25 protein-coding genes are annotated in these 26,039 nt (G+C 64.3%); 4 read left to right on the top strand and 21 right to left on the bottom strand.

Annotated elements, in window-relative coordinates:
• Positions 1-47 precede the first annotated feature (47 nt).
• The gene (locus ACVJ5M_RS07815) at positions 48-671 is read right to left on the bottom strand and encodes a GNAT family N-acetyltransferase (RefSeq protein WP_063980836.1); all 624 of its coding nucleotides are present in this window, start codon (positions 669-671) and stop codon (positions 48-50) included.
• 69 nt (positions 672-740) lie between these two features.
• On the bottom strand, positions 741-944 hold the full coding sequence (locus ACVJ5M_RS07810) for a DUF1127 domain-containing protein (RefSeq protein ID WP_063980835.1): 204 nt from the start codon (positions 942-944) through the stop codon (positions 741-743).
• Positions 945-1,054: 110 nt separating this feature from the next.
• Here ACVJ5M_RS07810 and ACVJ5M_RS07805 point away from each other — a divergent pair, with 110 nt between their 5' ends.
• Together ACVJ5M_RS07805 and tcuC are read left to right on the top strand one after the other, a co-directional pair.
• Positions 1,055-1,954 (top strand): transcriptional regulator GcvA, encoded by a 900-nt coding sequence (locus tag ACVJ5M_RS07805; protein WP_456679272.1) that lies wholly within the window; start codon positions 1,055-1,057, stop codon positions 1,952-1,954.
• Positions 1,955-2,097: 143 nt separating this feature from the next.
• Positions 2,098-3,429, top strand: a complete 1,332-nt coding sequence (tcuC, locus tag ACVJ5M_RS07800) for an MFS transporter (RefSeq protein WP_063980833.1) — start codon at positions 2,098-2,100, stop codon at positions 3,427-3,429.
• Between the two features lie 114 nt (positions 3,430-3,543).
• Here the strand turns inward: tcuC and ACVJ5M_RS07795 are convergent, their stop codons facing one another.
• Genes ACVJ5M_RS07795 through ACVJ5M_RS07785 form a run of 3 tightly spaced genes read right to left on the bottom strand, consistent with a single transcriptional unit; the run spans position 3,544 to position 6,205 of the window.
• Positions 3,544-3,957 (bottom strand): Rieske (2Fe-2S) protein, encoded by a 414-nt coding sequence (locus ACVJ5M_RS07795; protein ID WP_028149261.1) that lies wholly within the window; start codon positions 3,955-3,957, stop codon positions 3,544-3,546.
• A gap of 52 nt (positions 3,958-4,009) precedes the next feature.
• Entirely contained in the window at positions 4,010-5,122 is a 1,113-nt protein-coding gene (locus ACVJ5M_RS07790) for an amidohydrolase family protein (protein WP_063980831.1), read from the bottom strand.
• Positions 5,123-5,146: 24 nt separating this feature from the next.
• A complete protein-coding gene (locus ACVJ5M_RS07785) occupies positions 5,147-6,205 on the bottom strand; it encodes an amidohydrolase family protein (protein WP_063980830.1) in 1,059 nt (352 codons plus the stop codon).
• A gap of 141 nt (positions 6,206-6,346) precedes the next feature.
• Between ACVJ5M_RS07785 and ACVJ5M_RS07780 the strand changes: the two genes are divergently transcribed.
• A complete protein-coding gene (locus ACVJ5M_RS07780) occupies positions 6,347-6,829 on the top strand; it encodes a CinA family protein (protein ID WP_063980829.1) in 483 nt (160 codons plus the stop codon).
• Between the two features lie 6 nt (positions 6,830-6,835).
• On the opposite strand, the gene ACVJ5M_RS07775 is transcribed toward ACVJ5M_RS07780, so the two are convergent.
• The 15 genes from ACVJ5M_RS07775 to ACVJ5M_RS07705 all read right to left on the bottom strand — a co-directional run bounded on the left by ACVJ5M_RS07775 (position 6,836) and on the right by ACVJ5M_RS07705 (position 23,012).
• The gene (locus ACVJ5M_RS07775; RefSeq protein WP_456679271.1) at positions 6,836-7,645 is read right to left on the bottom strand and encodes a hypothetical protein; all 810 of its coding nucleotides are present in this window, start codon (positions 7,643-7,645) and stop codon (positions 6,836-6,838) included.
• A 283-nt stretch (positions 7,646-7,928) separates the two neighbouring features.
• Positions 7,929-8,753, bottom strand: coding sequence for a hypothetical protein (locus tag ACVJ5M_RS07770; RefSeq protein ID WP_187387913.1), 825 nt, complete (start codon positions 8,751-8,753; stop codon positions 7,929-7,931).
• A 67-nt stretch (positions 8,754-8,820) separates the two neighbouring features.
• Complete coding sequence (locus ACVJ5M_RS07765; RefSeq protein ID WP_063980827.1) at positions 8,821-9,096, bottom strand: DUF1488 family protein; 276 nt, start codon at positions 9,094-9,096, stop codon at positions 8,821-8,823.
• Positions 9,097-9,231: 135 nt separating this feature from the next.
• Positions 9,232-9,852: a tetratricopeptide repeat protein gene (locus ACVJ5M_RS07760; protein WP_063980826.1), complete on the bottom strand. Its 621-nt coding sequence runs from the start codon at positions 9,850-9,852 to the stop codon at positions 9,232-9,234.
• Between the two features lie 120 nt (positions 9,853-9,972).
• A complete protein-coding gene (locus tag ACVJ5M_RS07755) occupies positions 9,973-11,442 on the bottom strand; it encodes an AMP nucleosidase (RefSeq protein ID WP_063980825.1) in 1,470 nt (489 codons plus the stop codon).
• 240 nt (positions 11,443-11,682) lie between these two features.
• Entirely contained in the window at positions 11,683-13,017 is a 1,335-nt protein-coding gene (locus ACVJ5M_RS07750; RefSeq protein ID WP_063980824.1) for an HlyD family type I secretion periplasmic adaptor subunit, read from the bottom strand.
• Positions 13,014-14,762, bottom strand: coding sequence for a type I secretion system permease/ATPase (locus ACVJ5M_RS07745; RefSeq protein ID WP_354099834.1), 1,749 nt, complete (start codon positions 14,760-14,762; stop codon positions 13,014-13,016). The genes ACVJ5M_RS07750 and ACVJ5M_RS07745 overlap by 4 nt, the downstream gene beginning before the upstream one ends.
• Before the next feature lie 260 nt (positions 14,763-15,022).
• Entirely contained in the window at positions 15,023-15,292 is a 270-nt protein-coding gene (locus tag ACVJ5M_RS07740; RefSeq protein ID WP_063980822.1) for a GlsB/YeaQ/YmgE family stress response membrane protein, read from the bottom strand.
• A gap of 361 nt (positions 15,293-15,653) precedes the next feature.
• Positions 15,654-16,628, bottom strand: a complete 975-nt coding sequence (locus tag ACVJ5M_RS07735) for an ABC transporter ATP-binding protein (protein ID WP_063980821.1) — start codon at positions 16,626-16,628, stop codon at positions 15,654-15,656.
• Complete coding sequence (locus ACVJ5M_RS07730; protein ID WP_063980820.1) at positions 16,625-18,040, bottom strand: Asp-tRNA(Asn)/Glu-tRNA(Gln) amidotransferase GatCAB subunit A; 1,416 nt, start codon at positions 18,038-18,040, stop codon at positions 16,625-16,627. Before ACVJ5M_RS07730 ends, ACVJ5M_RS07735 begins: the two co-directional genes overlap by 4 nt.
• The gene (locus ACVJ5M_RS07725) at positions 18,037-18,234 is read right to left on the bottom strand and encodes a hypothetical protein (RefSeq protein ID WP_018321359.1); all 198 of its coding nucleotides are present in this window, start codon (positions 18,232-18,234) and stop codon (positions 18,037-18,039) included. Before ACVJ5M_RS07725 ends, ACVJ5M_RS07730 begins: the two co-directional genes overlap by 4 nt.
• On the bottom strand, positions 18,231-19,292 hold the full coding sequence (locus ACVJ5M_RS07720) for an ABC transporter ATP-binding protein (protein WP_063980819.1): 1,062 nt from the start codon (positions 19,290-19,292) through the stop codon (positions 18,231-18,233). Before ACVJ5M_RS07720 ends, ACVJ5M_RS07725 begins: the two co-directional genes overlap by 4 nt.
• A 3-nt stretch (positions 19,293-19,295) precedes the next feature.
• Positions 19,296-20,198 carry an ABC transporter permease gene (locus tag ACVJ5M_RS07715; protein ID WP_014498429.1) on the bottom strand — a complete coding sequence of 301 codons (903 nt, stop codon included), beginning with the start codon at positions 20,196-20,198 and terminating at the stop codon, positions 19,296-19,298.
• 3 nt (positions 20,199-20,201) lie between these two features.
• Entirely contained in the window at positions 20,202-21,155 is a 954-nt protein-coding gene (locus ACVJ5M_RS07710) for an ABC transporter permease (protein ID WP_014498430.1), read from the bottom strand.
• Between the two features lie 201 nt (positions 21,156-21,356).
• Entirely contained in the window at positions 21,357-23,012 is a 1,656-nt protein-coding gene (locus ACVJ5M_RS07705; protein WP_063980818.1) for an ABC transporter substrate-binding protein, read from the bottom strand.
• Between the two features lie 200 nt (positions 23,013-23,212).
• Between ACVJ5M_RS07705 and ACVJ5M_RS07700 the strand changes: the two genes are divergently transcribed.
• A complete protein-coding gene (locus tag ACVJ5M_RS07700; protein WP_063980817.1) occupies positions 23,213-24,808 on the top strand; it encodes an ABC transporter substrate-binding protein in 1,596 nt (531 codons plus the stop codon).
• Between the two features lie 102 nt (positions 24,809-24,910).
• On the opposite strand, the gene ACVJ5M_RS07695 is transcribed toward ACVJ5M_RS07700, so the two are convergent.
• Positions 24,911-25,850, bottom strand: a protein-coding gene (locus ACVJ5M_RS07695) for an IS630 family transposase (RefSeq protein WP_425364243.1) whose coding sequence is annotated in 2 segments (ribosomal slippage) — positions 24,911-25,513 and positions 25,515-25,850 — 939 coding nt in all. Because the reading frame shifts where the segments join, the coding sequence is not laid out codon by codon here.
• Positions 25,851-26,039 lie beyond the last annotated feature (189 nt).

The following is a 26,039-nucleotide window of genomic DNA, read 5'->3' as shown; positions in this document are numbered from 1 at the left end:
CAAAAAAAGGCCCGGCTCTGGATGACCAGGCCGGGCTCGGAGTGGTGTCAGGCCGAGGCTGAGGGGCTGTCGGCCTGACGGGAAAGGGCGGCGAGGCGCCAGCTCGCGCAGGGAATATCTTTCGGTGCGACGTTGATCTCCTTATCGAAGCGCACCAGCTTCCAGTCGTCGGGATGATTGACGAAAGCGAAACCGGATTTGCGGGCGAGCGAGATCATGGTCTCGTTGGAGCGTAGCGTGTCGCCGAACATGTGCTCGGCACCGAGCGCAGCCGCGCGGCACTCGAGATTCTTCATCAGCGCAGTGGCGATGCCGTGGCCCTGCCAGCGGTCGTCGACCGACAGGCCGAACTCGAGTGTGGAGGTCTCGGCATGGAAGGCGTAGCGCGCCTCGGCGACGATGGTCTCGAAGCCGTCGACCATCTTCGTCGCGACAACAGTGAAGCGTTCGCGCGCGCCGACATCGAGGAATTCGCTCAGCAGGCCCTTTGGCAATTCGCTGATCGCACCGAAGAAGCGGTTGTAGCGGGAGCGGGTCGAGAGCGAGCGGAAATAGTGCTGAAGCTCCTCGGTGTCGCGCGGCTCGACGAAGCGGATGTTGATCGCCTCACCCTGCCGGGTGCGCAGCACGTCCGAATATTGCTTCAGATCTTCGAGGCGAAGAGTGCTCATGACACGAGCCCTGCGGAAAGAGGGACCGCCGGCGCCCCTGTGATCAGGCGGCGCCGGCCTGGCGGCCAATCAGGCCCGCCAGAAGGGTTTGTCAGCCTCGTAGGCGATGTCGGTCCAGGACAGGCCGACGTCGTGGAGATCGCGGGCCGTCCAGTGGGTCAGTTCGCGGCGGGTCCGGTAGCGCTCGTGCCAGACGTGAAGCGTCTCGCCGATCTGCTGGATCAGGCCGGGTGCATGATGATTTGTCATCGAATTGTGGGTCAAAGTAGACATTTTCAGCTCCTCGAGCTAACTTGACCGCTAATATCTGCTTGCTACCGCGTTGCGACAAACGACAATTTGTACCCCTTCGCATGAAATAACGTCATGCATCCTGCTGCCAGATGACTGCCAGATTGCCCTGCCTGAACGGATTGCGGGCCTTTGAGGCCGCCGCGCGCCATCTCAGCTTCACGCTGGCCGCGTCCGAGCTGAACGTGACCCAGACCGCGATCAGCCATCAGATCCGGCGGCTCGAGGAGGAGCTCGGCATCCGCCTGTTCGTCCGGCAGAACCGCGCGCTGGCGCTGACGCCGGAAGCGCGCGACTATTTGCCGGGCGTCCGCGCCGCCTTCAATGACCTCCGCCTTGCGACCGACCGGCTGCTGCGCAAGGACGACGACAAGGTGCTGACCGTCTCGACGCTGGCATCGCTCGCTGCGAAATGGCTGCTGCCGCGGCTGACCGATTTCCAGGAGCAGCACCCCGGCATCGACGTCCGCATCACCACCTCGACCAGCCTCGTCGATTTCCAGCGCGACAATGTCGATGCCGCGATTCGCTATGGCCGCGGTCAATGGCCGGGCCTGCGCGCCGACTGGCTGATGGCGGACGAGCTGTTTCCGGTGTGCAGTCCGTCGCTGCTGCGCGGCGACAAGCCGCTGCGCCAGCCTGAGGATCTCAAAGGCTATCCGCTGCTGCACACCTCCAATGCCAACAGCGATGACTGGCGGCTATGGCTGACGGCGGCCGGCCTTCCGGGCGACATCGCCAGGCAGCCCGGCATCACCTTCGACATGATCTTCATGACCATCCAGGCCGCAATCGACGGCATCGGCGTGGCGATGGGCCGGACCTCCTACGTCCAGGACGACATCGCCAAGGGCCGGCTCGTGGTGCCCTTCAAGATCGCGCTGCCGGCCGATGCGGGCTTCTACCTGGTCGCGCCGGAGGGCCGGCGCGAGGCGCCGAAGCTGGCCGCGTTCCGCAAGTGGATGATCGCTGCAACGCAGAATAAAGCCTGAAAAATCATCAGCTTCCGCGGTGAAATCGATTGACTCGCCGCGCCCCGCGCGAGAGGGGTAGGACAGATTGTCGCAGCAGGCAATCTGCTGCCTTGCCGTGGAATGAGTTCCGGTCCGGCCGCGCCTTCCAGGGGAGTAACGTCATGGCTGGACCAGCAACCAATCCGCCCGAGATCAAGTCGCGCATCGGCGCGATCCTGCGCGCCACATCAGGCAATTTTCTCGAGCAGTTCGATTTCTTCCTGTTCGGCTTCTATGCCGCCGCGATCGGCAAGGCGTTCTTCCCCTCCACCAACGAGACGGCGTCGCTGCTCAACACTTTCGGCGTGTTCTGGCTCGGCGCCTTGATGCGCCCCGTCGGCGCGATCGTGCTCGGCGCCTACATCGACCGCATCGGCCGCCGCCAGGGCCTGATCGTCACGCTCGGCATCATGGCGATCGGCACCGTCGTGATCGCTTTCTGCCCGAGCTATGCGACCATCGGCATCGCCGCGCCCGTCATCGTGCTGATCGGCCGCCTGCTGCAGGGCTTCTCCGCCGGCGTCGAGCTCGGCGGCGTCTCGGTCTATCTCGCGGAAATCTCCACGCCCGGCAATCGCGGCTTCTACACCTCGTTCCAGTCGTCGAGCCAGCAGGTCGCGATCTTCGTGGCCTCGATCCTCGGCTTCATCCTGTCCGAGGTGATGCCGGCGGACGTCGTGACCGCCTGGGGCTGGCGCATTCCCTTCTTCGTCGGTTGCCTCATCATTCCCCTGATCTTCATGCTGCGGCGGACGCTCGAGGAAACGCCGGCCTTCCTCGCCATGAAGAAGCACCCGACGGCAAACGAGGTGTTCGCCTCCGCGCTCGCCAACTGGCGCATCGTCATCCTCGGCATGATGATCGCGGTCCTGACCACGACGACATTCTACTTCGTCACCGTGTACACGCCGACCTTCGGCAAGACGGTGCTGAAGCTCTCGACGCAGGACGCACTGCTGGTGACGCTGCTCGTCGCCGTGACCAACTTCTTCTGGAATCCCGTCGGCGGCGCGCTGTCCGATCGCATCGGCCGCAAGCCGGTACTGCTCGCCATCGCCGGCCTGGCGCTCGTCACCGCCTACCCGGCACTGTCCTGGCTGGTCGCCGCGCCGACTTTCGGCAAACTGCTCGCGGTCGAGATGTTGTTCTCGTTCTATTTCGGCATGTACAGCGGCACCATGCTCGGTGCTCTCGTCGAGATCGTGCCGGCGCATGTCCGCACCACCTGCTTCTCGCTGGCCTTCGCGCTCGCCGCTGCGCTGTTCGGCACGTTCACGCCATTCGCCTCGACCTTGCTGATCGACTACACCGGCAACAAAGCCTCACCCGGCTTCTGGCTGATGTTCGCCGCTGCGCTTGGCATCATTGCCGCATCCATCGTCTATCGCGGTGGCCGCCAAGCGGTGACGACGTACGATGCGACCGGTGAAGCGGCGCCGGCGGTGAGCCACTGATGGTCATTCCGGGGCGCCTCGAAGAGGCGAACCCGGAATCCATTTCTCCCAACATTCTTGCGGCACGATGGATTCCGGGCTCGATGCTTCGCATCGCCCCGGAATGACAGTAACCTAAAGCTCCACCACCACGTAATCGCTCTCGACCTTCACCGGGATGGTCTCGGCGACATACGGGCCCTTCACCACGCTCGCACCCGGCTCGACATGCGCCGGATAGGCCTTCACGCGGAAGCGGCGGGGGTCGCAATAGGACTGGCCGGTGCGGATGTCGAACTCCCAACCGTGCCAGGGGCAGCGGATGATCTCGCCGAGCTTGGTGTATTCGATCTCGCCGGGATCCTTTGATTGCGCGAGCCCGATCAGCGGGCCCTCGCACAGCGCGGCGCCCTGATGCGGGCAGCGGTTCATCAGGCCGAAATACTCGCCCTTGATGTTGAAGACCGCGATCGGCCGTCCGTCGATCTCCAGAAATTTTCGCGTGCCCGGCGGAAGCTCATCCACCGCCGCAATCACGTGCCGCGCCATGCTTATGTCTTCCGCATGATCTGATCGGAAAACCGCTTCACACTTTTCCGGATCATGCGGCTATCCCATAGAGCTTGCGCGCATTGCCGAGATAGAACGCTTCGCGGTTGGCGTCGCTGACGCCCGCCGGCAGCACGCGCGACGGCTCGTCATAGTCCCAATGCGGATAGTCGGTCGCGAACAGCAGTCGGTCCCAGCCGATCCATTTGATGACGTCGAACAGATCCTCGCGCCGCTCCGGGTCCTCCATCGGCTGCGTGGTCCACCACACCTGCTCGCGGATATATTCCGACGGCGGCCGCTTCACATGCGGCACTTCGCTGCGCAGCCGGTGCCAGACCTTGTCGAGCCGCCAGGCGAGCGACGGGGCCCAGCCGAAGCCGGCCTCGATCATCACCATCTTCAGCTTCGGAAAGCGCTCGAACACACCTTCCAAGACAAGGCTCGCCAGCGCCGATTGCTGGCACTGCGAGTGGCCCACCATCTCCTCGATGTAATAGGAAGGCCAGCCGGACGGCGTGATCGGATTGCCGCCGAAGCCGAAAGCGTGCACGCCGACGGGAAGCCCCGCCTCTTCCGCGGCCTGATAGATCGGCCAGTAACGGCGTTGACCGAGCGGCTCGACATTGCGGCTGAGCAGGAGGACCTGCACGAAATTCTTGTCGCCGGCGCGCTCGCGGATTTCGGCGGCGGCCGACAGGCCGTCCTCATTGCCGACGACAATGGACGCCTTCAGACGCTTGTCCTTGCTGGTCCATTTGTCGATCTGCCAGTCGTTGATCGCCGAGCACAGCGCCGCCGAGAGCTCGTGATTGCGGATGCCCTGCCCGGTGTTGAGCGGATTGAGCACGCCGAGTTCCACGTTGTTGGGATCGAGCAGCTGCTTCCGCATGAAGGACAACGAAGAGCCCTGCGGCCCGCCTTCCGGCGGATAGGCGTCGCGACGCGATGCGTTGGGCTGGGCCTTCGGATAGGGCGGGCCTTCCATCATGCCCTGATAGGCATGGACGCCGTAGACTTCGAGATGATGCTGCCAGCGTTTCGCCAGATAAGGATAGAGCTCGGTGCGGGTGGCGCGTGCCGGATGGATGTCGCAGTCCGCGATTGCGGTTTTGACGGTCAGTGGGGAAGCGGCTTCGGTGCTCTCGCGGAATTGGACATTCATCGCCTTGCCTCCTTTGGCAGCGGGCTAAGTCAGGCGGGGATAGGTCGCATGCGGATTTTCGATCATGATCTTGCGCACGAGATCGGGGGTGAGGCCCTCGGGCAGCGCGTCCTGGCCGTCGAATTGCCAGTGCGGATAGTCCGTGGAGAATAGAACCAATTCGTCGGACTGCATATGATCAAACAGGCGAATTAATGTCTCAGGTTCCGGCGGCGCATCAAATGGCTGTAAAGAGAACCGGATGTTGCTGCGCACAATGTCGAGCGGCGCGCGATCGACCCATGGCGTCTCCATTCGCACCCCGCGCCAGAACTTGTGCAGGCGCCAGAGAAAAGGGGAGATCCAGGAGACGCCGGATTCGAGCATCACCATTTTCAGCCGCGGATATTTGGCGAACACGCCCTCGACGATCAGACTGGTGAGCTGAGTCTGGAACGCTTGGGCCTGACCGACATAATCCTCGATGTGATAGGAACCCCAGCCCACGGCAGTCGGCGGATTGTGATAGGCGGAACCGGCGTGAATCCCGACGGGCAGCTGGAGCCGTTCCGCCGCTTCGTAGATCGGCCACAGCGCGCGCTTGCCGAGCGGCGTGTCGCCCATGACCAGCATCAGCACCTGTACGAAGCGGCGGTCCTGTGCGCAGCGCTCGATCTCGGCGACGGCTTTCTCGACATTTTGCGTGGGGATCACGATCGAACCACGCAGCCGTGAATCGCGATCGAGCCATTCCTTCACCAGCCACTCGTTCAACGCGCGGCAGAAGGCGGCCTGCAAATCTTCCGAAAACACCATCTGCACGCCGTAGAGTGGATTGCAGATGGCGTGCGTAAGCTGGAAGGGATCGAGCAGATGGCGCTGCATGTCCTCCAGGCTTGCGCCGGGCTTGCCGGTTTCCGGCCGCCAATCGGGACGCGCCACGATCGGCGAGTTCTGCGGATAGGATTGTGAGACAAGGTCGACCATGCCGCGCGTCGTCACCTGATCGCGCCAATAGTCGTTGAGGTACGGCAGCAGGCTGGTCAGATGCGGCACGGCCGGATGCACGTCGCAGTCCACCCCGCCGGCGATCAGGGACGCCATCACGTCTCCTTCACGTTTCCTCGTCACGTTTTGTCTTGTCCACCATTCAAGCAGGCCTGCCTGTCGTCCGCAACTCGGCCAAGGCCGCTGTCATATGCTAGGAAGGCACAGCTCCGTTGCGAGGACTGAGAGGTTAAAGGGATGAAAGAGCTCGTCGGCATTGCGGAACAGGTTGCGGCCCGACTAATCGCGCGCAAACAGACCATTGCAGTGGCTGAATCCTCGACCGGCGGCCTGATCTCGGCCAGCCTGCTCGCGGTGCCCGGCGCCTCCGCCTATTTCCTCGGCGGCGCGGTGGTCTACACCCGCGATGCCAGGCGCGTGCTGATGGATATTTCGGACGAAGGAATGAAGGGCTTTCGTTCCTCGTCGGAGCCTTATGCAAAGCTGCTGGCCGAACAGATGCGCAGCCGCTTCGGCTGCGACTGGGGCCTGTCCGAAACCGGCGCCGCCGGCCCCACCGGCAACCGCTATGGCGATGCCGCCGGCCACAGCTGCATGGCGGTTTCGGGACCCGCGGCGGAGGTGATCACGCTGGAGACGGGCAACAACGACCGGTTTGCGAACATGCAGATGTTTGCTGCCACGGCGCTGAAGCTGTTGCTGAGGAAGCTGGAGGGGTGAACGCCCTCACATGGGAACCGCACGCGCTCCCGATCTCCAGCCGGACTGACCGTCGTGCCGGCGCATGAGCAAGCGCGTCACCGCCCAGGCGCGATAGGAGCAATGATGCAACTTCCTGCGTTCGTCTTCGCGACCCTGCTCGTCCTTGGGATAACGACGGCGCAAGCCGCCGGGGTCAGAAACTTCGACATTCCTGCCGGTCCGGCGGGACCGGCAATCCGATTGCTGGTCTGGACTCCGTGTGCAGAGCCACCTCGCGAGATGGATGCGCGTGGCGCCACCTTCTTCGCCGTGCCCGCATGTCCGGTCACCGGAGAAAAGCTTCCACTCATCGTGATGTCGCACGGCCGCCGTGGATGGTTCGGCGGTCACCATGACACCGCCGCGGCTTTGGCCGATGCCGGGTTCGTCGTGGCGGCGCTCAATCATCCCGGCGACACCATGCGTGACACCAGCCGCACCGACAGTCTTTCGGTTCTCGTCGAGCGCCCCACGGACATGAGCCGGCTGATCGACTATATGCTCGACGGGTGGTCGGACACATCCCGCATCGATCCTCAGCGCATCGGGCTCTACGGGTTTTCGTTTGGCGGCTACACCGGCCTTGTCGTCATCGGCGGCGATCCCGATCTGCGCAAGGGATTGCCGAATTGCGAGACCTCCAGCCTGAGGGCGTGCAAGCAACTCGAAAGCGGCGAGCTTCCTGATCAGCCGACGACCCATGATAAGCGCGTCAAGGCCGCGGTCATCATCGATCCCTATCCGGTGTTCGTCTTCCCCGAGGAGAATCTGAAAGCAATAGCAGTGCCGGTTCAATTGTGGAGTTCTGACCCCGCGCAGAATGCCGATGGTCTATCCGGATGCTGTGCGGCAGCGATCAATCAAAGGCTTCCGATCAAGCCGGACTACCATTTCGTGGACAATGCCCGGCATTTTTCCTTCCTCGCGACCTGCACCCCAAAGGACGCCCGGGAGGCGCCCGCCGTCTGCACCGATGCGCCGGATTTCGATCTCACGCAGATGTCGTCGCGTTCTTTCGCAAGCATTTCGCCGAAAGCGCCAAGCCGTAACGCGGCCCTCGGCCCGGCGCCGCGCCGGTCTAAGAGCAGGACAAGCCGTTGCCGGGCTCGCGGCAGAGCTTCGCGCGAACCTCTACGATATCGATATCGTACTCCCCGGCTCTCCGCTTGCGCGAGGCGGAGGCCGAGTCGGCACTGTCCATTGAAAGCAGATTGAGCTGCTTCTTGGTCGCCGCGCTGCACATCAGAGCAGCGTTGCCGCCGAGGTATCTCGACTGGGCGCCAAGCTCCTGCCGGGTGAGCTCCGCGAATGGCCCCAGACGCAATTGCGTTTCGACCGCTGCGATTTCAGCGTCGCTCGCCTGCGTCCGGGCAACACCCTTCATCCTGCGTTCGAAGCCGTTTGCGATCGCCGCCCCATGTGCCGCACCAAGATCCGCAACCTCTTGCGCTGCGTCCGTAAACTCACCGCGCTGGGAACCGGCCAACAGATAGGACTTGCAAGCCAACGGGTTGCTCGCGAGCTTCAGGAGGGTCGCCAGCTCCGCCCGGTCCAGGGCATTGATGTGCTCGTCGTCGGCATAGACTTCCATCTCGCTCGCCAGGATCATGTTGAGTGCACCATTGGCGGCGGGCCATCCGCCCTCGTTGAAGGCCTCTTCGGTCTCCCGAAGGAAGACCGCCCTGAGCGCGGGATCGCTGCGGGCAATCGACGCGGCCAAAGGGAAGCGCGCGATGTTCTGATCGAAATCGCGCGCAAACGCGCTCGGCCCGGAGAGGCTCGCATATGCCAGGTTTCCGGCCAGCAGGGCGACGACGAGGAGCAGCAGGATTGATCTTCTGGTCATGTGAGAGTTTTGGTGTGGGCTACCGCGAGAGATCATCTCACGCCGGGTCACCGTCATCCATTGCAACTACAGGCTGCCCTTAATGAATCCTTTCGCAGCCGTGGCGAGTTGCACGCATGCCCTGCTATCTTGCCAGATGCCGCATGAAGATCCGCACCACATATCCCTGGACCCGCGGCGCTTCGTCATAGATATCCGACGCGAGCCGCTCGATGGTCTCACGCAGGGATAGGAATTGCGCCTGGCGCGCGCTGCTCTCGGTGCCCTGCATGCCCGCGAGCTCGTCCATCGCGGCATCGCTGATCTGGCAATGCACGACCTCATCCTCACGCATCATCGTGAAGCGGAAGGCCAACCGTTCGAGGTCGTGGCCGATGATCCTGTCGCGCGACAGCGGCATCCAATTGTCCCGTTCGCGCCCCCGAACGGGACAATGCTGAAAATCTGACGCTTTGTCACCACCCGCGCCAGGAGGCATCGCTGTCATGCGATGTTCATCAACAGCGAGCTTCCGTCGGTCGGCCCGGCTCCGACGTCAGTAGGCGAGCGCCGTGCCGGTCGGCTTGTCGAGTGCCGCGGCCAGCGATCGATACTCCTCACAATCCGTCCCGCAGATGGCAGCGATCCGGTTGAGATGATAGAGCGCCTGCTCGCGGTTACCCCGCTCGAGCTGCCACAACCCGTAATACTGCCACGTCAATACGTGGTTCGGATCTGCCTTCAACGCGCGCTCGTACCAGACCTGCGACTGCTCGTAGTCGCCGAGCTTGCGGTAGGAATAACCGATGAGGTTGGCGACGTTCGGATGGTCGTCATGGCCGAGCGATTTTAGTTGCTCGATCGCGGTCGCATAGTCGTTTCGCTCGTAGATGGTGTCATAAGCCACGCGGTAGCCGGCCGCGAAGGCGGGATCGCCGATACTGGACTGGTTGTTCGGCTTCCTGCCTTTGTGTGTTGCCTTGGTGCCCCAGCGCTTCGGGTAGACTGGCTGCGGCTGCAGCCTCTGATCCGCGTAGGCTCCGGCATAGGGATCAGTGGAGCTGATGCCGCCCCCGCCACCACCACCACCGCCGCCGCCGGCGGCAAAGGCCGGCGAGCTCAACAGTACTGCCGCAAATGTACCGAGCGTGACGAGCCTGATCATCGCTGTGATCATGTCTGCCTCCTGTCCTGTTCAAGCGACCCCGGACGACGTGATAACCCTGCGTCGGCCGCGATATTCCGGGACACTGTGCTCACAGAGACGTCAGCGTTCGTACGACAGTCACGTTGTCCTTTACTGGAACGCGACCTCGGCGAAGCTTCGCAGCTTTCGCGAATGCAGCCGTTCCGATTCCTGCTGCTTGAGCCGCTCCAGCGCCTTCAGGCCGATCTCGAGATGCTGGCCGACGCGGCGGCGGTAGAATTCGCTGGCCATGCCCGCGAGCTTGATCTCGCCATGCAGCGGCTTGTCGGAGACGCACAGCAGCGTGCCGTAGGGAACGCGGAAGCGGTAGCCGTTGGCGGCGATCGCGGCCGATTCCATGTCGAGCGCGACCGCGCGCGACTGCGACATGCGGCGGATCACCTCGGGCCCCGAGATCTCCCAGTTGCGGTTGTCGACGCTCGCGACGGTGCCCGTGCGCATCAGGCGCTTCAGCTCGAAACCTTCGAGCCCGGTGACGTCCTCGACCGCCTGTTCGAGCGCGACCTGCATCTCGGCCAATGCCGGGATCGGCACCCAGAGCGGCAGCTCGCGGTCGAGCACGTGGTCCTCGCGCACATAGCCGTGGGCGAGCACATAGTCGCCGAGCCGCTGCGTGTTGCGCAGGCCTGCGCAATGGCCGAGCATCAGCCAGGCATGCGGGCGCAGCACAGCAACGTGGTCGGTGACGTTGCGCGCGTTCGACGGGCCGGTGCCGATGTTGATCAGGGTGATGCCGCGATAGCCAGGCGCGACCAGATGGAAAGCCGGCATCTGCGGCGCGCGGGCAGGCGCCACCCCGCTGGTTGCGCCGCCGCTGCCCGTGCTCACATTGCCGGGCGCGACGAAGGCTTCGAGGCCGGCCTCGCCGGACTGCAGCCGCTGCTGGCAGAGCTGCGCGAAGGCATCGACATAGAACTGGTAGTTGGTGAAGATCACGAAATTCTGGAAATGCTCCGGATCGGTTCCGGTGTAGTGGTAGAGCCGCCGCAACGAATAATCGACACGGGCGGCGCGAAACAATGACAACGGCTCGGGCGCGCCCGGCTGAAGCTCGAAAGTGCCGTCGGCGATCGAATCGTCCATGGTGGCGAGATCAGGCACGTCGAACGCATCGCGCAGCGATCGCGTCACAAGGGAATTCTCGCTGGTGGTGATTGCGGCTTCGATATTGATGTCGCGGCGATAGGCGAAGTGGATCGGGATCGACTCGGCGGATTCGCCGATCTCGACGGGAACGCCGTGGTTCTGGATCAACAATCCGATCTGCTCGGTGAGATAGGCGCGGAACAGATCCGGCCGCGTGACGCTGGTCTCGTGCACGCCGGGGCCGGCGACGAAGCCGTAGGCGAGACGCGAGTCCAGCCGCGCATACGTCGCGGTGGTGACGCGGACGAAGGGATAATAGGCCCGCACCCGCGTCGTGATCGCCTCGCCGTTGACATAGGCCTCGAACCGGTCGCGCAGGAATTTCGTGTTGCGCTCGTAGATTTCCTCGAGGCGGGCGACGGCGAGGACGGCGTCGGTGAAGGATTTGGTGGCGATGGAGGGTGGGGACTGCATTGTTCGACCGCCGGGTTGCTGGGCATGAGTCGAACTATAGCAAAGAACGATGGCAATCGTCAGCGAAGGGCGGTTTGCGGACCACACGCTCCACTGTCATGCCCCGGCTTGACCGGGGCATCCAGTACGCCGCGGCGTCCCGGTTCGATCACAGCCGCCTCTGGAATACTGGATCGCCCGGTCAAGCCGGGCGATGACAGCGAGTGTGCGGCGCGCTCCGGGACGACGCGCTTTCGCGCGTCACTTCTCGCGGAAGGCCCGCATCAGCTGGTCGTGCAGCGGCTTCATCAGATAGGACAGCATGGTGCGGTCGCCGGTCTGGACGAAGGCTTCCGCCGGCATGCCGGGGATCAGCTTGGAGTCGCCGAGCTTGGCGACCTCTTCCGCGGGCATCGATACGCGGATGGTGTAGTAGCTCTGCCCGGTGCGCTGGTCGGTGGTGACGTCGGGCGACACGCGGCTGACGACGCCGTTGAGCTCCGGCGTGGTGCGCTGGTTGAACGCAGACAGGCGAAGCAGCGTCTTCTGGCCGATCTGGAGCTTGTCGATATCGACAGGATTGACCTTGGCCTCGACCTGGAGATCGTCGGCCTGCGGCACGATCAGCATCAGCGCGTCGCCGGCGGTGACGACGCCACCGACGGTATGCACGGTCGATTGCAGCACCATGCCGTCCTGCGGCGCGCGGATGTCGACACGGCGGAGCTGGTCTTCGGCGGCGACCTTGCGCTCGATCATTTCACCGATCTTGTCGTTGGTCTCGCGCAGATCCTTGGAGACCTCGCTCACCATGTCCTTGTCGACCTGGATGATCTGTAGCTCGGTCTCGGTGATCTTGCCCTTGGCCTGCGCGCGCGAGGCGATGTATTGCGCGCGCTCGCCGTTGAGGCGGGCGCTGTCGCGTTCCAGCGTGGTGAGGCGGGAGATCTGCACCAGGTGCTTCTCATAGAGATCGCGGACACCGACCAGCTCCTGCTGCACCAGGACGATCTCCCTGTCCTTGGCCTTTTCCTGCGCGGAGAGTCCTTCGATCTCCTCGTTGAGCTGCTGGACACGCTCGCGGAGCTGCGCCTTCTGCCCGGCGCGGCCATTGACGCGGACGTCGAACAACTTGGTTTCGGCGGAGAGCAGGTTCTTGACGTCGGGATCGTTGCCGCGATCGAGGAGCGATTGCGGAAACTCGATCTTGTCGACACCGCGCTGCTCGGCCTGGAGCCGCGCCGTGCGCGCCAGCGCGGCGTCGAGATTCTTGGTGACGATGGCGAGGTTCGCCTTGGTGACCGTGTCGTCGAGCCGCACCACGATATCGCCGGCCTTGACCACGTCGCCGTCGCGGGCACGCAGCTCGCCGACCACGCCGCCGGTCGGATGTTGCACCTTCTTGACGTTGGATTCGACCACGACCTGGCCCGGCGCGATCAGGGCCCCCGAGATCTGCACCGTCGACGCCCAGCCGCCGAGACCGATGACGAGGGCCAGCACGATGGCCAGCCCGAGCATCAGATGAAACCTGATGGAATCCCGCACGGTCCTCTTCGCGGCGGGCTTTCCGCCGCCGATAGCCATCGTGCTCATGACTTGGGCACTCCGCCTTCGCTGACGATCTTGATCGGTGCCGGCGGCGTCACGCGCGGCTGAAGCACCTGGGCAAGCACCTGCTCCTTCGGCCCAAACGCCTGCATACGGCCGTCGCGCAGCACCAGGATCTGGTCGACCGCCTCGACGCCGATCGGGCGATGCGCCACCACGATGACGATGGCGCCGCGCTCGCGCGCGCTGCGGATCGCGCGGGTCAGCGCCTCGTCGCCTTCGGTGTCGAGATTGGAATTGGGCTCGTCGAGCACGATCAGGAACGGGCTGCCGTAGAGCGCACGCGCCAGCGCCACGCGCTGCGCCTGGCCCGCGGAGAGCGCGGTGCCCTGCTCACCGACCTGGGTGTTGTAGCCCTCGCGCATCTTGATGATCATCTCGTGCACGCCGGCTTCCTTCGCCGCGGAAATGATGCCGTCAGAGGTCGCTTCGGGCTCGAAACGGCTGATGTTCTGCGCGATGGTGCCGCCGAACAATTCGACGTCCTGCGGCAGATAGCCGATGTGGCGGCCGAGCATGTCGGAGGCCCACTGGTCGAGCGCCGCGCCGTCGAGCCGCACCTTGCCACGGACCGGATGCCAGACGCCGACCAGCGCGCGGATCAGCGACGATTTGCCGGAGCCGCTCGGCCCGATCACGCCGAGGCCATTGCCGGCGGTGAGCGCGAAGGTGACGTCCTGCACGATGAGGCGCTGATCGCCTGGCGGCACCATGGCGATGCCTTCGACCGACAGACGACTGGTGGGCGCCTGCAACTGGGTCGGCATCGTCTGCGGCGGCATCTGCTCCAGCAGGCGCGTGAGGCGCTGCCAGCTCTGACGTGCCGCGACAAAGGATTTCCAGTGCGCAATGGCGAGATCGACCGGCGCGAGGGCGCGGGCGGAGAGGATCGAGCCGGCGATGATGATGCCTGCGGTCGCCTCCTGGTGGATGACGAGATAGGCGCCGACCGCGAGCACGGCCGATTGCAGCATCATGCGCAGCACTTTTGCGACCGCACCGAGACCGCCGGCGACGTCGCTCGCACGCTGATTGCCGTCGAGGTATTTTTCGTTGGCTTCGCTCCAGCGCTGGTTCATCCGGCCGGTCATGCCCATCGACACCATGACTTCGGCGTTGCGTCGGCTGGAGGCGGCGAGATCGTTGCGCTGGGCGGCAAGGCCCATCGCGTCCTTGGCCGGCTGGCGGGACATGAATTCGGTGACCAGCGTCAGCCCGACCAGGATGATGGCGCCGACCAGAGCGGTGAGGCCGATCATGACGTGGAAGGCGAAGCAGATGGCCAGGTACAGCGGCAGCCAGGGCAGGTCGAAGAACGCGCTCGGACCCATGCCGCCGAGGAACGAGCGGACATTGTCGAGGTCGCGCAGCGGCTGCAGGCCCTCGTTGCGGCTGCCGACCAGGAGCGGCAGGCGCACGACGGTGTCGAACACGCGCTTGTTGAGGGCTTCATCGAGCGCCGTGCCGATCCGCCCCAGGATCCGGTTTCGGATCATGTCGAGCATGCCCTGCGCCATATAGAGGAAGCTGGCGATGATGATCAGGCCGACGAGAGTCGGAACGCTGCGGCTCGGCAGAACCCGGTCGTAGACCTCCAGCATGAAGATCGACCCAGTCAGATAGAGCAGGTTGATCATGCAGCTCATCAAGCCGACGCCGACGAACGCCGTGCGACAAGCACGCAAGGCGTCACCGAGCTCTGAACGGCGGACGCCGGGTACGGCTGCCATCAGTCTGATCTCTTTCGGGTAAGGGGCAACGCCCCTGATTTCCTAGGTCGTTCAGGGGTACGCGACCCGGATTAACATCGTATTCCCCCGCGACGAACGCGGCCGAATTAATCCAGGTCCCTGATAGGCCACCTCTACCCCTGACGGCCTCGCACGCAAGTCCGGTATTTCACAGTCTTTGCGGCTTTTTATAGCAGACATCGCGGCCTCTCCCCAGCGGGGGAGAGGCGAAAGTTCTGGCTCACCGAGCCAATGTGACGCTAGAGCCGGCCGCCGCCGCGCACCAGCCGCACCACCAGGAGCAGGATGATGGCGCCGATGGCGGAATAGATGATCTCGGACACGAGGCCGGTGCCGAGATGGATGCCGAGCTTCGGGAACAGGAAGCTTGCGACAAACGCGCCGGCGATGCCGATCACGATGTCGCCAATGATGCCGAACCCGCTGCCGCGCACCACCTTGCCGGCGAGCCAGCCGGCGACGAGGCCGACGAACAGGATGACGATGAGGCCTTGGCCAGAAATGTACATAAGTTGAAGTCCCTCTCCATGAACGGGGGCATGGAACCGGAACCGGGATGAATGGGGTCTGAATGGTCGGTTCGGATAAAAATGTCGAAAACAACCCCATGCACAGTAGGAGTGCAGTTGGCCGGCGGTGCGAGGTGAACTGTGACAAGTCGGTGTTGTCGTAGAGGGATTCTGAAGAAGTGCGCGATTTGAAGTGAGGGACGCGCCGCTCTCTCATTCCCTCCCCCTTGCGGAGGAGGGCCTGGGAGAGGGGTGGCCACGGGCGAGGTCTGAGTTTGTGGCTACCCCTCTCCCCCGCCCTCCCCCGCAAGGGGGAGGGAGCGCAGTGTTGCGCGGGGATGTAGTACGGCTGGAGAACGAACTACGACGCCGTCACCGGCTCCGCCAGCACGCACCTCGCCGCCCGGCCCGGTCCGACCTCCACATTCGCAGGCAATTGCTCCAGACACCGCGGCTGGGCGACCGTGCAGCGGGGGGCGAAGGAGCAGTTGTTCGGCTTTTCGGCCAGCGAGGGCGGGGTGCCGGGGATGGTCTCCAGCCGGGCGCCGCGCTTGGCGCCGTGGATGGTGGAGGCGAGCAAGCCCTTGGCGTAGGGGTGCACCGGCGTGCGGACGATGTCGCGGAGCGTCCCCTGCTCCACGATCTGGCCAGCATACATCACCGCGACACGGTCGCAGATCTCGATCGCAACACCTATGTCGTGGGTGACGAAGATGACGGACATGCCGAACTCGCGCTGAAGCTCGCGCAGCAACAGCAGGATCTGGATCTGCACGGTGGCATCGAGCGCGGTGGTCGGCTCATCCGCCAGCAAGATCTTGGGACGGCAGGCGAGCGCCAGCGCGATCATCGCGCGCTGGCGCATGCCGCCGGACATCTCGTGCGGATAGGCATCCAGCCGCCGCCTGGCCGAGGGAATGCGCACGACCTCGAGCATTTCGAGCGCCCTCGCCCGCCCTTCCGCAAGGCTCTTGCCTTCGTGGCGCACGACGCTTTCGGCGATCTGCGCGCCGATGGTGTAGACCGGATCGAGCGCGAGCGCGGGCTCCTGAAAGATCATCGACACGGTCTGGCCGCGGAACGACGACAGCTCCTCGTCGTTCATGGCGAGCACGTCGCGGCCCATCACGTTGACCTTGCCCGAAATCTGCGTGCGCTTCTTCGGCAGCAGCCGCATCAGCGCACGCAGGGTCACGCTCTTGCCGGAACCGGACTCGCCGAGCAGGCCCAGCACCTCGCCGTCACCGAGCGAGAGACTGAGATCGTTCACGGCATAGACCGTGCGCTCCCCGGTGAAGCGGATGTTGAGGCCTGAGATGTCGACGAGCTTTGTCATGACGGCAGTTTCGGCAACCTATCGTGATAGTCGGTGACGCGCTGGAAGGCGGCGCCGATGGTGAGCAAGGTCGCTTCATCGAAGGAGCGGCCGATCAGCTGCATGCCAACCGGCAGGCCGCTTTTCGTGAAGCCGGAGGGAATGGTGAGCGACGGCAGGCCCAGAAAATTCACCGGGCGGGTGAACAGCGTCAGCCGCTGCACCATCGCCGGCGCGTTCGGGCCGCCGCCGACGTCGCTCTCCTCGATCGTCGGCGCCGGCACCGGCGATGCCGGCGCGATGACCGCATCGACACCAGCGGTGGCCGCATTGTGCGCGGCGAGTGCGGGGCCGCGCCAGCGCATGGCTTCGAGATAGGTGATGGCGGGAACGGCGAGACCGTTCTGAAGCCGCATCAGGACCTGCGGGCCATAGTCCTGCGGACGCTCGATCATCCAGCGCTTGTGGAAGGCGGCCGCTTCGGCCGCGAGCACGAGCTGGCTTGCCGCAGACAATTGCCGCTGGTCCGGCAGCTCGACTGTGACGATGTCGGCGCCCTCGCGCTTGAGCACCGCGATGGTCTCGTCCAGCACGCGCGCGACCTCGCCGTCGAGATCGTCGACATAGAAGGACGCGGGCACGCCGATCTTCAGGCCCTTGAGCGACCCCTTGGTGGCGCCGACATAGTCGGACAGCGGCTCATGACTGGTGGTCGAATCCGCGGGATCGGGACCGGCCATCAGCGCCAGCAGCAGCGCGCAATCCTCGGCGGTGCGGGCGAGCGGACCGACGGTGTCGAGCGATTGCGACAGCGGCATCGCGCCGGCGCGGCTGACGCGACCGACGGTGGTCTTCAGCCCGGTGACGCCGCAGAAATGCGCGGGCATGCGGATCGAACCACCGGTGTCGGAGCCGAGCGCCGCAAACGTCAGGCGCGCCGCGACCGACGAGCCCGAGCCCGACGAGGAGCCGCCGGTGATGTGCGCGACGTTCCAGGGATTGCGCACCGGGCCATAATGGGCGTTGTGGCCGGTCGGGCCATAGGCGAATTCGGCCAGATGCAGCGTGCCGAGGCGGACCTGGCCGGCATCCTTCAGCCGCTGCAAGGCCGTGGACGTGACGGTCGGCACGAAGTCGCGGCGGATCAGCGAGCCGCAGGTCGAGACGTGGCCTGCGTCGTAATACATGTCCTTGTGCGCGAGCGGCACGCCGTGCAGCGGACCGCGGACATTGCCCTTGGCGAGCTCGGCATCCGCGGCATCGGCAGCCTTCAACGCGGACTCGGCTTCAACCGACATGAAGGCGTTCAGATGCGGCTGCCACTGCGCGATGCGGTGCAGCAGCGCACGCGTCACCTCATGCGAGGACACCTGCTTCATCGCGATCGCGCGCGCGACCTCGGTGAGCGTCATCAATGCAGGCTCACGGCTCATTTCGACACCTTCTGCGTCTGCGCGATCGGATAGAGCGCGGGCTCGAGATCGAACGGCAGCGTGCCGGCGATGGCCGCAAAGCCTTCGAAGGCCGGTCCGATGGAATTGGAGATACGCGTCGCGATCTCGTCATCAACAGGGACGCCGGCGATCTGCGCGATCGGCTTGATCTCTTTGGGTGTCGGTCTTGTCATGCTGTTTCCTCTGCGGGCGCGCGGCTATGGCCTGATCCCGGTATCGCCATGTAGCACGCGGCTTCGTGGCCCATTGTATCGAGCGCGGTGAGCTTTGGTGCTGCATTTGCGCAGAGCGGCTCCGCAAACGCGCAGCGGGTGTGGAAGCGGCAACCCGGCGGCGGATCGATCGGATTGGGCGGATCGCCGGTGATCGGCGGCTTCTCGGTGCGACGATCCGGGTCCGACGACGGCATCGCGGCAAGGAGCGCACGCGTATAGGGATGCGCAGGGTTGTCCCAGACCTGGTCGACCGGGCCGAGCTCGACGACCTCGCCGAGATACATCACCAGCACGCGATCGCTGATGTAGTGGACGACGTTGAGGTCGTGGCTGATGAAGAGATAGGTCAGGCCGAACTCGCGCTTGAGATCGGCGAGCAAATTCAGCACCTGTGCCTCGACGGATTTGTCGAGCGCCGAAACGGCTTCGTCGAGGATCACCAGCCGCGGCGACAGCGCCAGCGCACGCGCGATGTTGACGCGCTGGCGCTGGCCGCCGGAGATCTCGTGCGGATAGCGGTTGGCGAAGTTTTCCGGCCGCAGGCCCACCTTGCCGAGCAGCTCGCGCGCCAGCGCCCGCGCCGTGCCATCGGCCATGCCGTGCACTTTCGGGCCGAACGCGATCGATTCCTCGATCGTCAGGCGCGGATTGAGCGAGGCATAGGAATCCTGGAACACCATCTGCATGCCGCGGCGCAGCTCGCGCAACGACAGCGCCTGGCCGACGGTCATGCCGTCATAGATGATGTCCCCGGTATCGCGCGGCATCAGATGCATCAGCAGCCGCGCGGTGGTCGACTTGCCGCAGCCGGATTCGCCGACGATGCCGACGGTCTCGCCCTTCGCGACCGAGAAGGAGACGTTGTCGACCGCGCGCACGGTGCGTTTCGCGGCGAACAGCCCGCCGCGCACCGGGAAATGCTTGGTCAGGCCGTTGACCTGGAGCAGCGGTTGCGCGACGCCGCCAACGTCCTCGACCGGCTCCAGCATTTCAACGGATGTGTTGCTCTCGCTCATGGCCTAGTTCCTAATGTCCATGGCGCTGCGCAGGCCGTCCGAGAGCAGGTTGAAGCAGATCGAGACCGCAAAGATCATCGCGCCCGGCAATGCCGCGACCCAGGGATTGACGTAGATCGCGGTGCGGAGCGTGTTCAGCATCAGTCCCCATTCCGGCTCCGGCGGTTTTGTGCCGAGGCCGAGGAAGGAGAGACCTGCGGCCAGGATCATCGAGACCGAAATGAGACTGGTCGCATAGACGAAGATCGCGCCCAAGACGTTGCCGAGGATGTGCACACGCATGATGGTGAAGGGCCCCGCGCCGGACGCACGCGCCGCTTCGACGAAGTCCATGTTGCGCACGCCGGTGGTCACGCTTTCGGCAACACGTGTGATCTGCGGCACGAACACAACGGTCAGGGACACGATGGAATTGAGGATGCCGGCACCGAGCGCGCCGGAGATCGCGATGGCGAGCAGCACGGAGGGAAAGGCGTAGAACACGTCGATCGTGCGCATGATCGCGGTGTTGAGCTTGCCGCCGACATAGCCAGCGACGAGGCCGAGCGACGTGCCGATGCAGAAGGCGAGGATCACGGGCAGGATGCCGATAACGAGTGACAGCCGGCCGCCATAGATCAGCCGCGCCAGCATGTCGCGGCCGAGCTCGTCGGTGCCGAGCGGGTAGCCTGCTGTGCCGATGTGGCGGAGGCGGCGGATCATCGAACCCTTGTAGGGATCTTCAAGTCCGAGCCACGGCGCGAGCACCGCGGAGAGGAAAATCAGCAGCAGCACCAGCGCGCAGGCCATGCTGACCTTGTCGCGGGCGATGCGGCGGCCGACGGTCGCCCAATAGCCGCGCGCCTTGGTCGCGGGCGCGGCCTGGAGCGCGGCGTCGGCGGTCGCTGACAACGGAAGCTCGCTCATCGGCTAGCCCCGCTTGATGCGCGGGTCGATCGCGGCTTGCGCGATGTCGACCAGCAGATTGAGGAAGACGAAGAACAGCGCCAGGATCAGGATCGTGCCCTGCAGCAGCGGCAGGTCGCGCTGGAAGATCGCCGAATTGAGCAGGAAGCCCGACCCCGGCCAGGAGAACACGGTCTCGATCAGGATCGAGCCGCCGAGCATGTAGCCGAGCTGAAGCCCCATCACCGCGAGCGCGGTGGGCGCGGCGTTCTTGATGACGTGGCGAAACACGCCGGTTTCGTGCAGGCCCTTTGCGCGCAGCGCCTCGACAAAGTCCTGGCTGAGGATGTCGCCGGTGAGCGCGCGCACGGTGCGGGTGACGATGCCCATCGGAATCACCGAGGTCGTGATCGCCGGCAGCACGAGATATTTCAGATGCGCCCAGTCCCAGGCCCAGGAGTTGGAGCCGTTCGGCCCGGCGCCGACCGCGGGCAGCCAGTTCAGCTGCACCGAGAAGATGATGACGAGCACCATGCCGAGCCAGTAATGCGGCACGGAGACGCCGGCGATGGCGAAGGAGGTCGCGACCTTGTCGATCCAGGTCTCGCGGAAATAGCCGGCGATCAGGCCGAGCAGGATGCCCATCGTGAAGCCGATGATGGCGGCCGCAATCGCGAGCGTGACGGTGTTGCTGACCGCGCGCATGACCTCGGCGAGCACGGGACGCCCCGTCGCGATGGAATTGCCGAGATCGCCATGAAGGGCACGCAGCAGCCACAGGCCGAACTGCACCGGCAGCGGACGGTCGAAACCATAGGCGGCGCGGAGCTGCGCCGCGAGCTCCTGCGAGGCGTCGGCCGGCAGCACGGCGACCAGCGGATCGCCCGGCGTGATGTGCACGAGCAGAAAGCACACCAGCGCCACGCTGATGACGATCGGAATGACATAGACGATGCGGCGAGCGATATAGGCGAGCACTGGTCTTCTTTCTTCCTTCTCCCCTTGTGGGAGAAGGTGGCGCGCGATCAGCGCGCCGGATGAGGGGTATCTATCCGCAGATACAGCGTTATCGAATGAGAGAGAGGGTCGCTCGCGGAGAGAGACCCCTCACCCGGCTTCGCTGCCGCGAAGCCGCCCTCTCCCACAAGGGGAGAGGGTGCACTGAGCGTGTGGCGCGAACTACTGCATCGACACCAGCGAGAAGTCGATGAACCAGCTCTTGGGCTGCACGACGCCCGTCACCTTCGGGCTGATGGCGCGGGGGCCGACGTCGTGGGCGACGTAGAGGAAGGCTGCATCGTCGACGGAGGCCGCGTGCAGCTCGGCGAGCGCAGCGTCGCGCGCGGCTGGATCAAACGTCTGCCGTGCCTTCTTCACCAGCTCGTCGAACTTGGGCTCGTGGATGAAGCCCCAATTGTTCGAGACCGGCGGCGCCATGCCGGACTGGAGGAAGCGCACCAGCGCGAAGAACGGGTCCATCGCCGCGTAGGTGACGTTGGTCGCGTTCGAGCCGTTGGCGCTGGGGTCCTTGGCGCCGCGGCGCCAGTTGGTGAACAGCGTGTTCCACTCGATGACGTCGAGCTTCACGTCGAAATAGCATTCGGCGAGCGCCTGCTGGAGATATTCGTTCATCGGCAGCGGCTGCATCTGGCCGGAGCCCGACGCCGAGGTCTGGATCTTCACCGTCAGCTTCTTTGACGGACCGAAGCCGGCCTCCTGCATCAACTTTTGCGCAGCCGCCTTGTCGTACTTGATCTCGAAGGTCGGCTTGCCGCGCCAGGGATGGCCGGGCTCGAAGGTGCCGGTCGCCGGCACCATCAGGCCCGCGAGCAGGCCGTCCTTGAGACCCTCGCGATCGACGCAGAGGTTGGCGGCCTTGCGGACGCGGATGTCATTCCAGGGCGAGCCTTCGACGCGCGAGAACTGCCACGGCCAGACATGCGGCTGCTCGTTGGCGTAGAGCTTGAAACCGCGCTGCTTGAGCTCGGGCAACGCGTCGGGCGCCGGCGCCTCGACCCAATCGACCTGCCCCGAGAGCAGCGCCGCGGTGCGCGCGTTTGCTTCCGGCATCGGCAGGAGCACCATCTTGTCGACCTTGGGCACGCGCGCCTTGTCCCAATAGGCCGCGTTCTTCACCAGCTCGAGGCGCTCGCGCGGCGTGAAGCTCGCCATCTTCCACGGGCCGGTGCCCGCGGCGTCCTTGGCGAACGCGGTCCACGCGGCCTGCGACTTCGCCTTGGCGTCGGCGCCTTCCGCCTTGTCGTAGAAATGCTGCCACTTCGCCGGGCTCGCCATGAACAGGTTGGTGAGGTTGATCGGCAGGAAGCTGTCGGGCTCCTTGGTGGTGAGCTCGACCGTCATGTCGTCGATCTTCTTCGCGGAGGCCAGCGTCGGCATGCGCGACGCGGTCACGCCGACCTGGCTGGCGTCGAACTGCGGCGCATCCTGCTTCAGCACCTTCTCGACGTTCCACACCACGGCATCGGCGTTGAACGGCGAGCCGTCATGGAAGGTGACGCCGGGGCGCAGCTTGAAGATCCACTTGGTCTTGTCGGCATCGTCGACCTTCCACTCGGTGGCAAGGCCCGGGATTACCACGCTCGCCTTGTCGGCCGAGGACAGGTCCCAGCCCGTGAGCGCGTCGTACATGGTGAGGCCGGTGAAGCGGTTGCCTTCAAAACCCTGATCGGGCTGGCCCAATGTGCGCGGAATATCGGCAGCGGTCATGCCGATGCGCAGCACGGTTTCGGCGCTTGCCACGCTCGGCCACGCGGCCGCAGTCGTCAGAGCCAGCGCAGCAATCAGCGCCGCGCGGGTGGTTGTCTTCATAAGCATCGTCTCAGTCCTCTTCCGGCTTTCAATGACTAATTTTGATGCAAACGTATGCAATGGCTATGCCAATGGGGAAACTTTTTCTGCAAATTGCCCCTGCGACGACAAGTCTGTGTGATCACGTGTCGGCAAAGCCACCGTCCTGCCTATTCTGGCATCAAGATTGCAAGTTTGGCTCTGAAATCTCCTGGGAGCCTTGGGCCATGCGTATCCGACTATCGACCTGTCTCGCCGTGCTTGCGCTGGCGTTATCCGCGATCACGGCACGCGCCGAAACGGTGGTGCGCTACGGCATCTCGATGGCGGACATCCCGCTGACGACGGGCCAGCCCGATCGCGGCGCCGGCGCCTATCAGTTCACGGCGTACACCATCTACGATCCGCTGGTCGCCTGGGAGATGGACGTCGCCGACCGCCCCGGCAAGCTGGTGCCCGGGCTCGCCACCGAATGGAAGGTGGATGATGCCGACAAGACCAAATGGCGGTTTGCTTTGCGCAAGGGCGTGAAGTTTCACGACGGCAGCGAGTTCAACGCCGACGCGGTGATCTGGAATCTGGACAAGGTGCTCAACGACAAGGCGCCGCAATTCGACAAGCGGCAGAGCGCGCAGGTGAAGACCCGCCTGCCTTCGGTCGCGAGCTACGCCAAGATCGACGATTTCACGGTGGAGATCACGACCAAGACGGTCGATTCCTTCTTCCCCTATCAGATGCTGTGGTTCCTGGTCTCGAGCCCGGCGCAGTACGAGAAGCTCGGCAAGGATTGGGACAAGTTCGCGAGCCAGCCTTCCGGCACCGGTCCGTTCAAATTGACCAAGCTGGTGCCGCGCGAGCTTGCCGAGCTCACGAAGAATCCGGACTACTGGAACAAGAAGCGCATTCCAAAGGCCGACAAGATCGTGCTGGTGCCGATGCCGGAAGCGCTGACGCGCACCAATGCGCTGCTCGCAGGCCAAGTCGACCTGATCGAGACGCCGGCGCCGGACGCCGTACCGCAGCTGAAAGCCGCCGGCATGAAGATCGTCGACAACGTCACGCCGCACGTCTGGAACTATCACCTCAGCGTGCTGCCGGGCTCGCCCTGGACCGACATCCGCCTGCGCAAGGCGCTGAATCTCGCGATCAACCGTGACGAAGTCGTTGGTCTGATGAACGGGCTTGCAAAACCCGCCAAGGGCCAGGTCGACCCGTCGAGCCCGTGGTTCGGCAAACCGACCTTCGAGCTGAAATATGATCTGGCCGCGGCCAAGAAGCTGGTCGAAGAGGCCGGCTACTCCAAGGCGAAGCCGCTGAAGGCCACCTTCATCATCGCCCAGGGCGGCACCGGCCAGATGCTGTCCCTGCCGATGAACGAATTCCTGCAGCAAAGCTTCAAGGAAATCGGCATCGACATCGACTTCAAGGTGGTCGAGCTCGAGACATTATATACGCATTGGCGCAAGGGCGCGGCCGACGAGATGAACGCCGGCATCACCGCCAACAACATCGCCTATGTCACCTCGGACCCGCTCTACGCCATCGTCCGCTTCTTCGCCTCCGACCAGATCGCGCCGGTCGGCGTGAACTGGGGCGGCTACAAGAACCCGAAGGTTGACGCGCTGATCAGCGAGGCCAAGCAGACGTTCGACACCGCCAAGCAGGACGATCTGATCGCGCAGGCCCACGCGCTGATCGTCGACGATGCCGTGCTGGTCTGGGTCGTCCACGACACCAACCCGCACGCGCTGTCGCCGAAGATCAAGCAGTTCGTGCAGGCGCAGCACTGGTTCCAGGATCTGACGACGATCGGGACGGAGTGAAGGCGGCAAACGCCGGTGTCGTAGGGTGGGCAAAGCGTAAGCGTGCCCACCACCTCTATACGCGGAGTAAGATGGTGGGCACGGCGCTAAAGCGTGATGGCATTAAGTTCGATAGCCTGAATTTTTCAGGTAATTGGCGCATTCCTCGGGGGTGAAGGCATCGAGTGCGTGGCCGATTGCGGCGCAGACCGCGTCGACGGTTCGCGCGGCAGCTTTGCGGAGCAGATGCTTGAGCTTGGCAAAGACCTGCTCGATCGGGTTCAGGTCGGGTGAGTATTTGGGCAGGAAGAAGAGTTTGGCGCCGACCGAACGGATGAGTTGGCGAACTGCTTTGCTCCTGTGGCTACCGAGGTTATCCAAGACGACGATATCGCCGGGTCGAAGGACAGGCAGAAGAACCTTCTCGACATAGGTGCGGAAGCTCACGCCATCGATCGGCCCCTCGATGAACCATGGTGCATCGATCCGGTCATGGCGCAGCGCCGCCAGGAAGGTCATGGTCTTCCAGCGGCCGTGGGGAACCGTGGCAGGAAGTCTGTGCCCGCGCGGCGCCCATCCCCGCAAAGGCGCCATATCGGTTCTGGTCCATGTCTCGTCGATGAAGACGAGCCGCTCAGCTTCGACGCGTCCTTGATATTTTGTCCACTGGGCTCGCCGCCGCGCGACCGCGGGTCGATCGCGTTCGCCAGCCGCCACGCTTTTTTTTGAAGCTGAGCTTCTCGGCATGCACGAAGTCCCACACCGAGTGATAGTCGACCTTCAGGCCGCGTCCAGCAAGCTCGGCAACGAGCCCCCGTATAGTGAAATCGCCGTCCTTGATCCGTTGCGACAGCCAAACCGCGTGGTCTCCCGAAACCGCCTTCGGCTTATGACCGCCCATCTGACCAGGCTCAACGCTGCCGGTCTCCTCTACCCGTTGCATCCAACCGATTGCTGTGCTGATCGCGACCCCAAACTGCTTGGCTGCCTGATTGCGGGACATCCCGCCCTCGATCGCGGACACGACACGCTTGCGAAGATCCAGAGAATAAGGCTTGCCCATCCATGCTGGCCTCCAACCCAGCCAGCATGGTGAATCAGAAACACACCGATTTGGGAATCCCAAATCGATTCAACCTAACCCCATCCTGCTTTAGCGCGCCTTTGCCCACCCTACGGGAGTTGATGTTGGTGGCGAAGAGCAGACGGACGCTACCGCGCCAAACACCGCTGTCGTCCCGGGGCGCGACGT

Source organism: Bradyrhizobium sp. S3.7.6 (genome assembly GCF_054061875.1).
The sequence above is the reverse complement of the archived record's forward strand: the minus strand, read 5'-3'. Positions and strand labels throughout refer to the sequence as shown.

What these genes read in the sequence shown, in the direction of transcription:
- ACVJ5M_RS07815 (WP_063980836.1), bottom strand. Translation starts at nt 671, where the DNA reads ATGAGCACTCTTCGCCTCGAAGATCTGAAGCAATATTCGGACGTGCTG.
- ACVJ5M_RS07810 (WP_063980835.1), bottom strand. Translation starts at nt 944, where the DNA reads ATGTCTACTTTGACCCACAATTCGATGACAAATCATCATGCACCCGGC.
- ACVJ5M_RS07805 (WP_456679272.1), top strand. Translation starts at nt 1,055, where the DNA reads ATGACTGCCAGATTGCCCTGCCTGAACGGATTGCGGGCCTTTGAGGCC.
- tcuC (WP_063980833.1), top strand. Translation starts at nt 2,098, where the DNA reads ATGGCTGGACCAGCAACCAATCCGCCCGAGATCAAGTCGCGCATCGGC.
- ACVJ5M_RS07795 (WP_028149261.1), bottom strand. Translation starts at nt 3,957, where the DNA reads ATGGCGCGGCACGTGATTGCGGCGGTGGATGAGCTTCCGCCGGGCACG.
- ACVJ5M_RS07790 (WP_063980831.1), bottom strand. Translation starts at nt 5,122, where the DNA reads ATGAATGTCCAATTCCGCGAGAGCACCGAAGCCGCTTCCCCACTGACC.
- ACVJ5M_RS07785 (WP_063980830.1), bottom strand. Translation starts at nt 6,205, where the DNA reads ATGGCGTCCCTGATCGCCGGCGGGGTGGACTGCGACGTGCATCCGGCC.
- ACVJ5M_RS07780 (WP_063980829.1), top strand. Translation starts at nt 6,347, where the DNA reads ATGAAAGAGCTCGTCGGCATTGCGGAACAGGTTGCGGCCCGACTAATC.
- ACVJ5M_RS07770 (WP_187387913.1), bottom strand. Translation starts at nt 8,753, where the DNA reads ATGACGGTGACCCGGCGTGAGATGATCTCTCGCGGTAGCCCACACCAA.
- ACVJ5M_RS07765 (WP_063980827.1), bottom strand. Translation starts at nt 9,096, where the DNA reads ATGCCGCTGTCGCGCGACAGGATCATCGGCCACGACCTCGAACGGTTG.
- ACVJ5M_RS07760 (WP_063980826.1), bottom strand. Translation starts at nt 9,852, where the DNA reads ATGATCACAGCGATGATCAGGCTCGTCACGCTCGGTACATTTGCGGCA.
- ACVJ5M_RS07755 (WP_063980825.1), bottom strand. Translation starts at nt 11,442, where the DNA reads ATGCAGTCCCCACCCTCCATCGCCACCAAATCCTTCACCGACGCCGTC.
- ACVJ5M_RS07750 (WP_063980824.1), bottom strand. Translation starts at nt 13,017, where the DNA reads ATGAGCACGATGGCTATCGGCGGCGGAAAGCCCGCCGCGAAGAGGACC.
- ACVJ5M_RS07745 (WP_354099834.1), bottom strand. Translation starts at nt 14,762, where the DNA reads ATGGCAGCCGTACCCGGCGTCCGCCGTTCAGAGCTCGGTGACGCCTTG.
- ACVJ5M_RS07740 (WP_063980822.1), bottom strand. Translation starts at nt 15,292, where the DNA reads ATGTACATTTCTGGCCAAGGCCTCATCGTCATCCTGTTCGTCGGCCTC.
- ACVJ5M_RS07735 (WP_063980821.1), bottom strand. Translation starts at nt 16,628, where the DNA reads ATGACAAAGCTCGTCGACATCTCAGGCCTCAACATCCGCTTCACCGGG.
- ACVJ5M_RS07730 (WP_063980820.1), bottom strand. Translation starts at nt 18,040, where the DNA reads ATGAGCCGTGAGCCTGCATTGATGACGCTCACCGAGGTCGCGCGCGCG.
- ACVJ5M_RS07725 (WP_018321359.1), bottom strand. Translation starts at nt 18,234, where the DNA reads ATGACAAGACCGACACCCAAAGAGATCAAGCCGATCGCGCAGATCGCC.
- ACVJ5M_RS07720 (WP_063980819.1), bottom strand. Translation starts at nt 19,292, where the DNA reads ATGAGCGAGAGCAACACATCCGTTGAAATGCTGGAGCCGGTCGAGGAC.
- ACVJ5M_RS07715 (WP_014498429.1), bottom strand. Translation starts at nt 20,198, where the DNA reads ATGAGCGAGCTTCCGTTGTCAGCGACCGCCGACGCCGCGCTCCAGGCC.
- ACVJ5M_RS07705 (WP_063980818.1), bottom strand. Translation starts at nt 23,012, where the DNA reads ATGCTTATGAAGACAACCACCCGCGCGGCGCTGATTGCTGCGCTGGCT.
- ACVJ5M_RS07700 (WP_063980817.1), top strand. Translation starts at nt 23,213, where the DNA reads ATGCGTATCCGACTATCGACCTGTCTCGCCGTGCTTGCGCTGGCGTTA.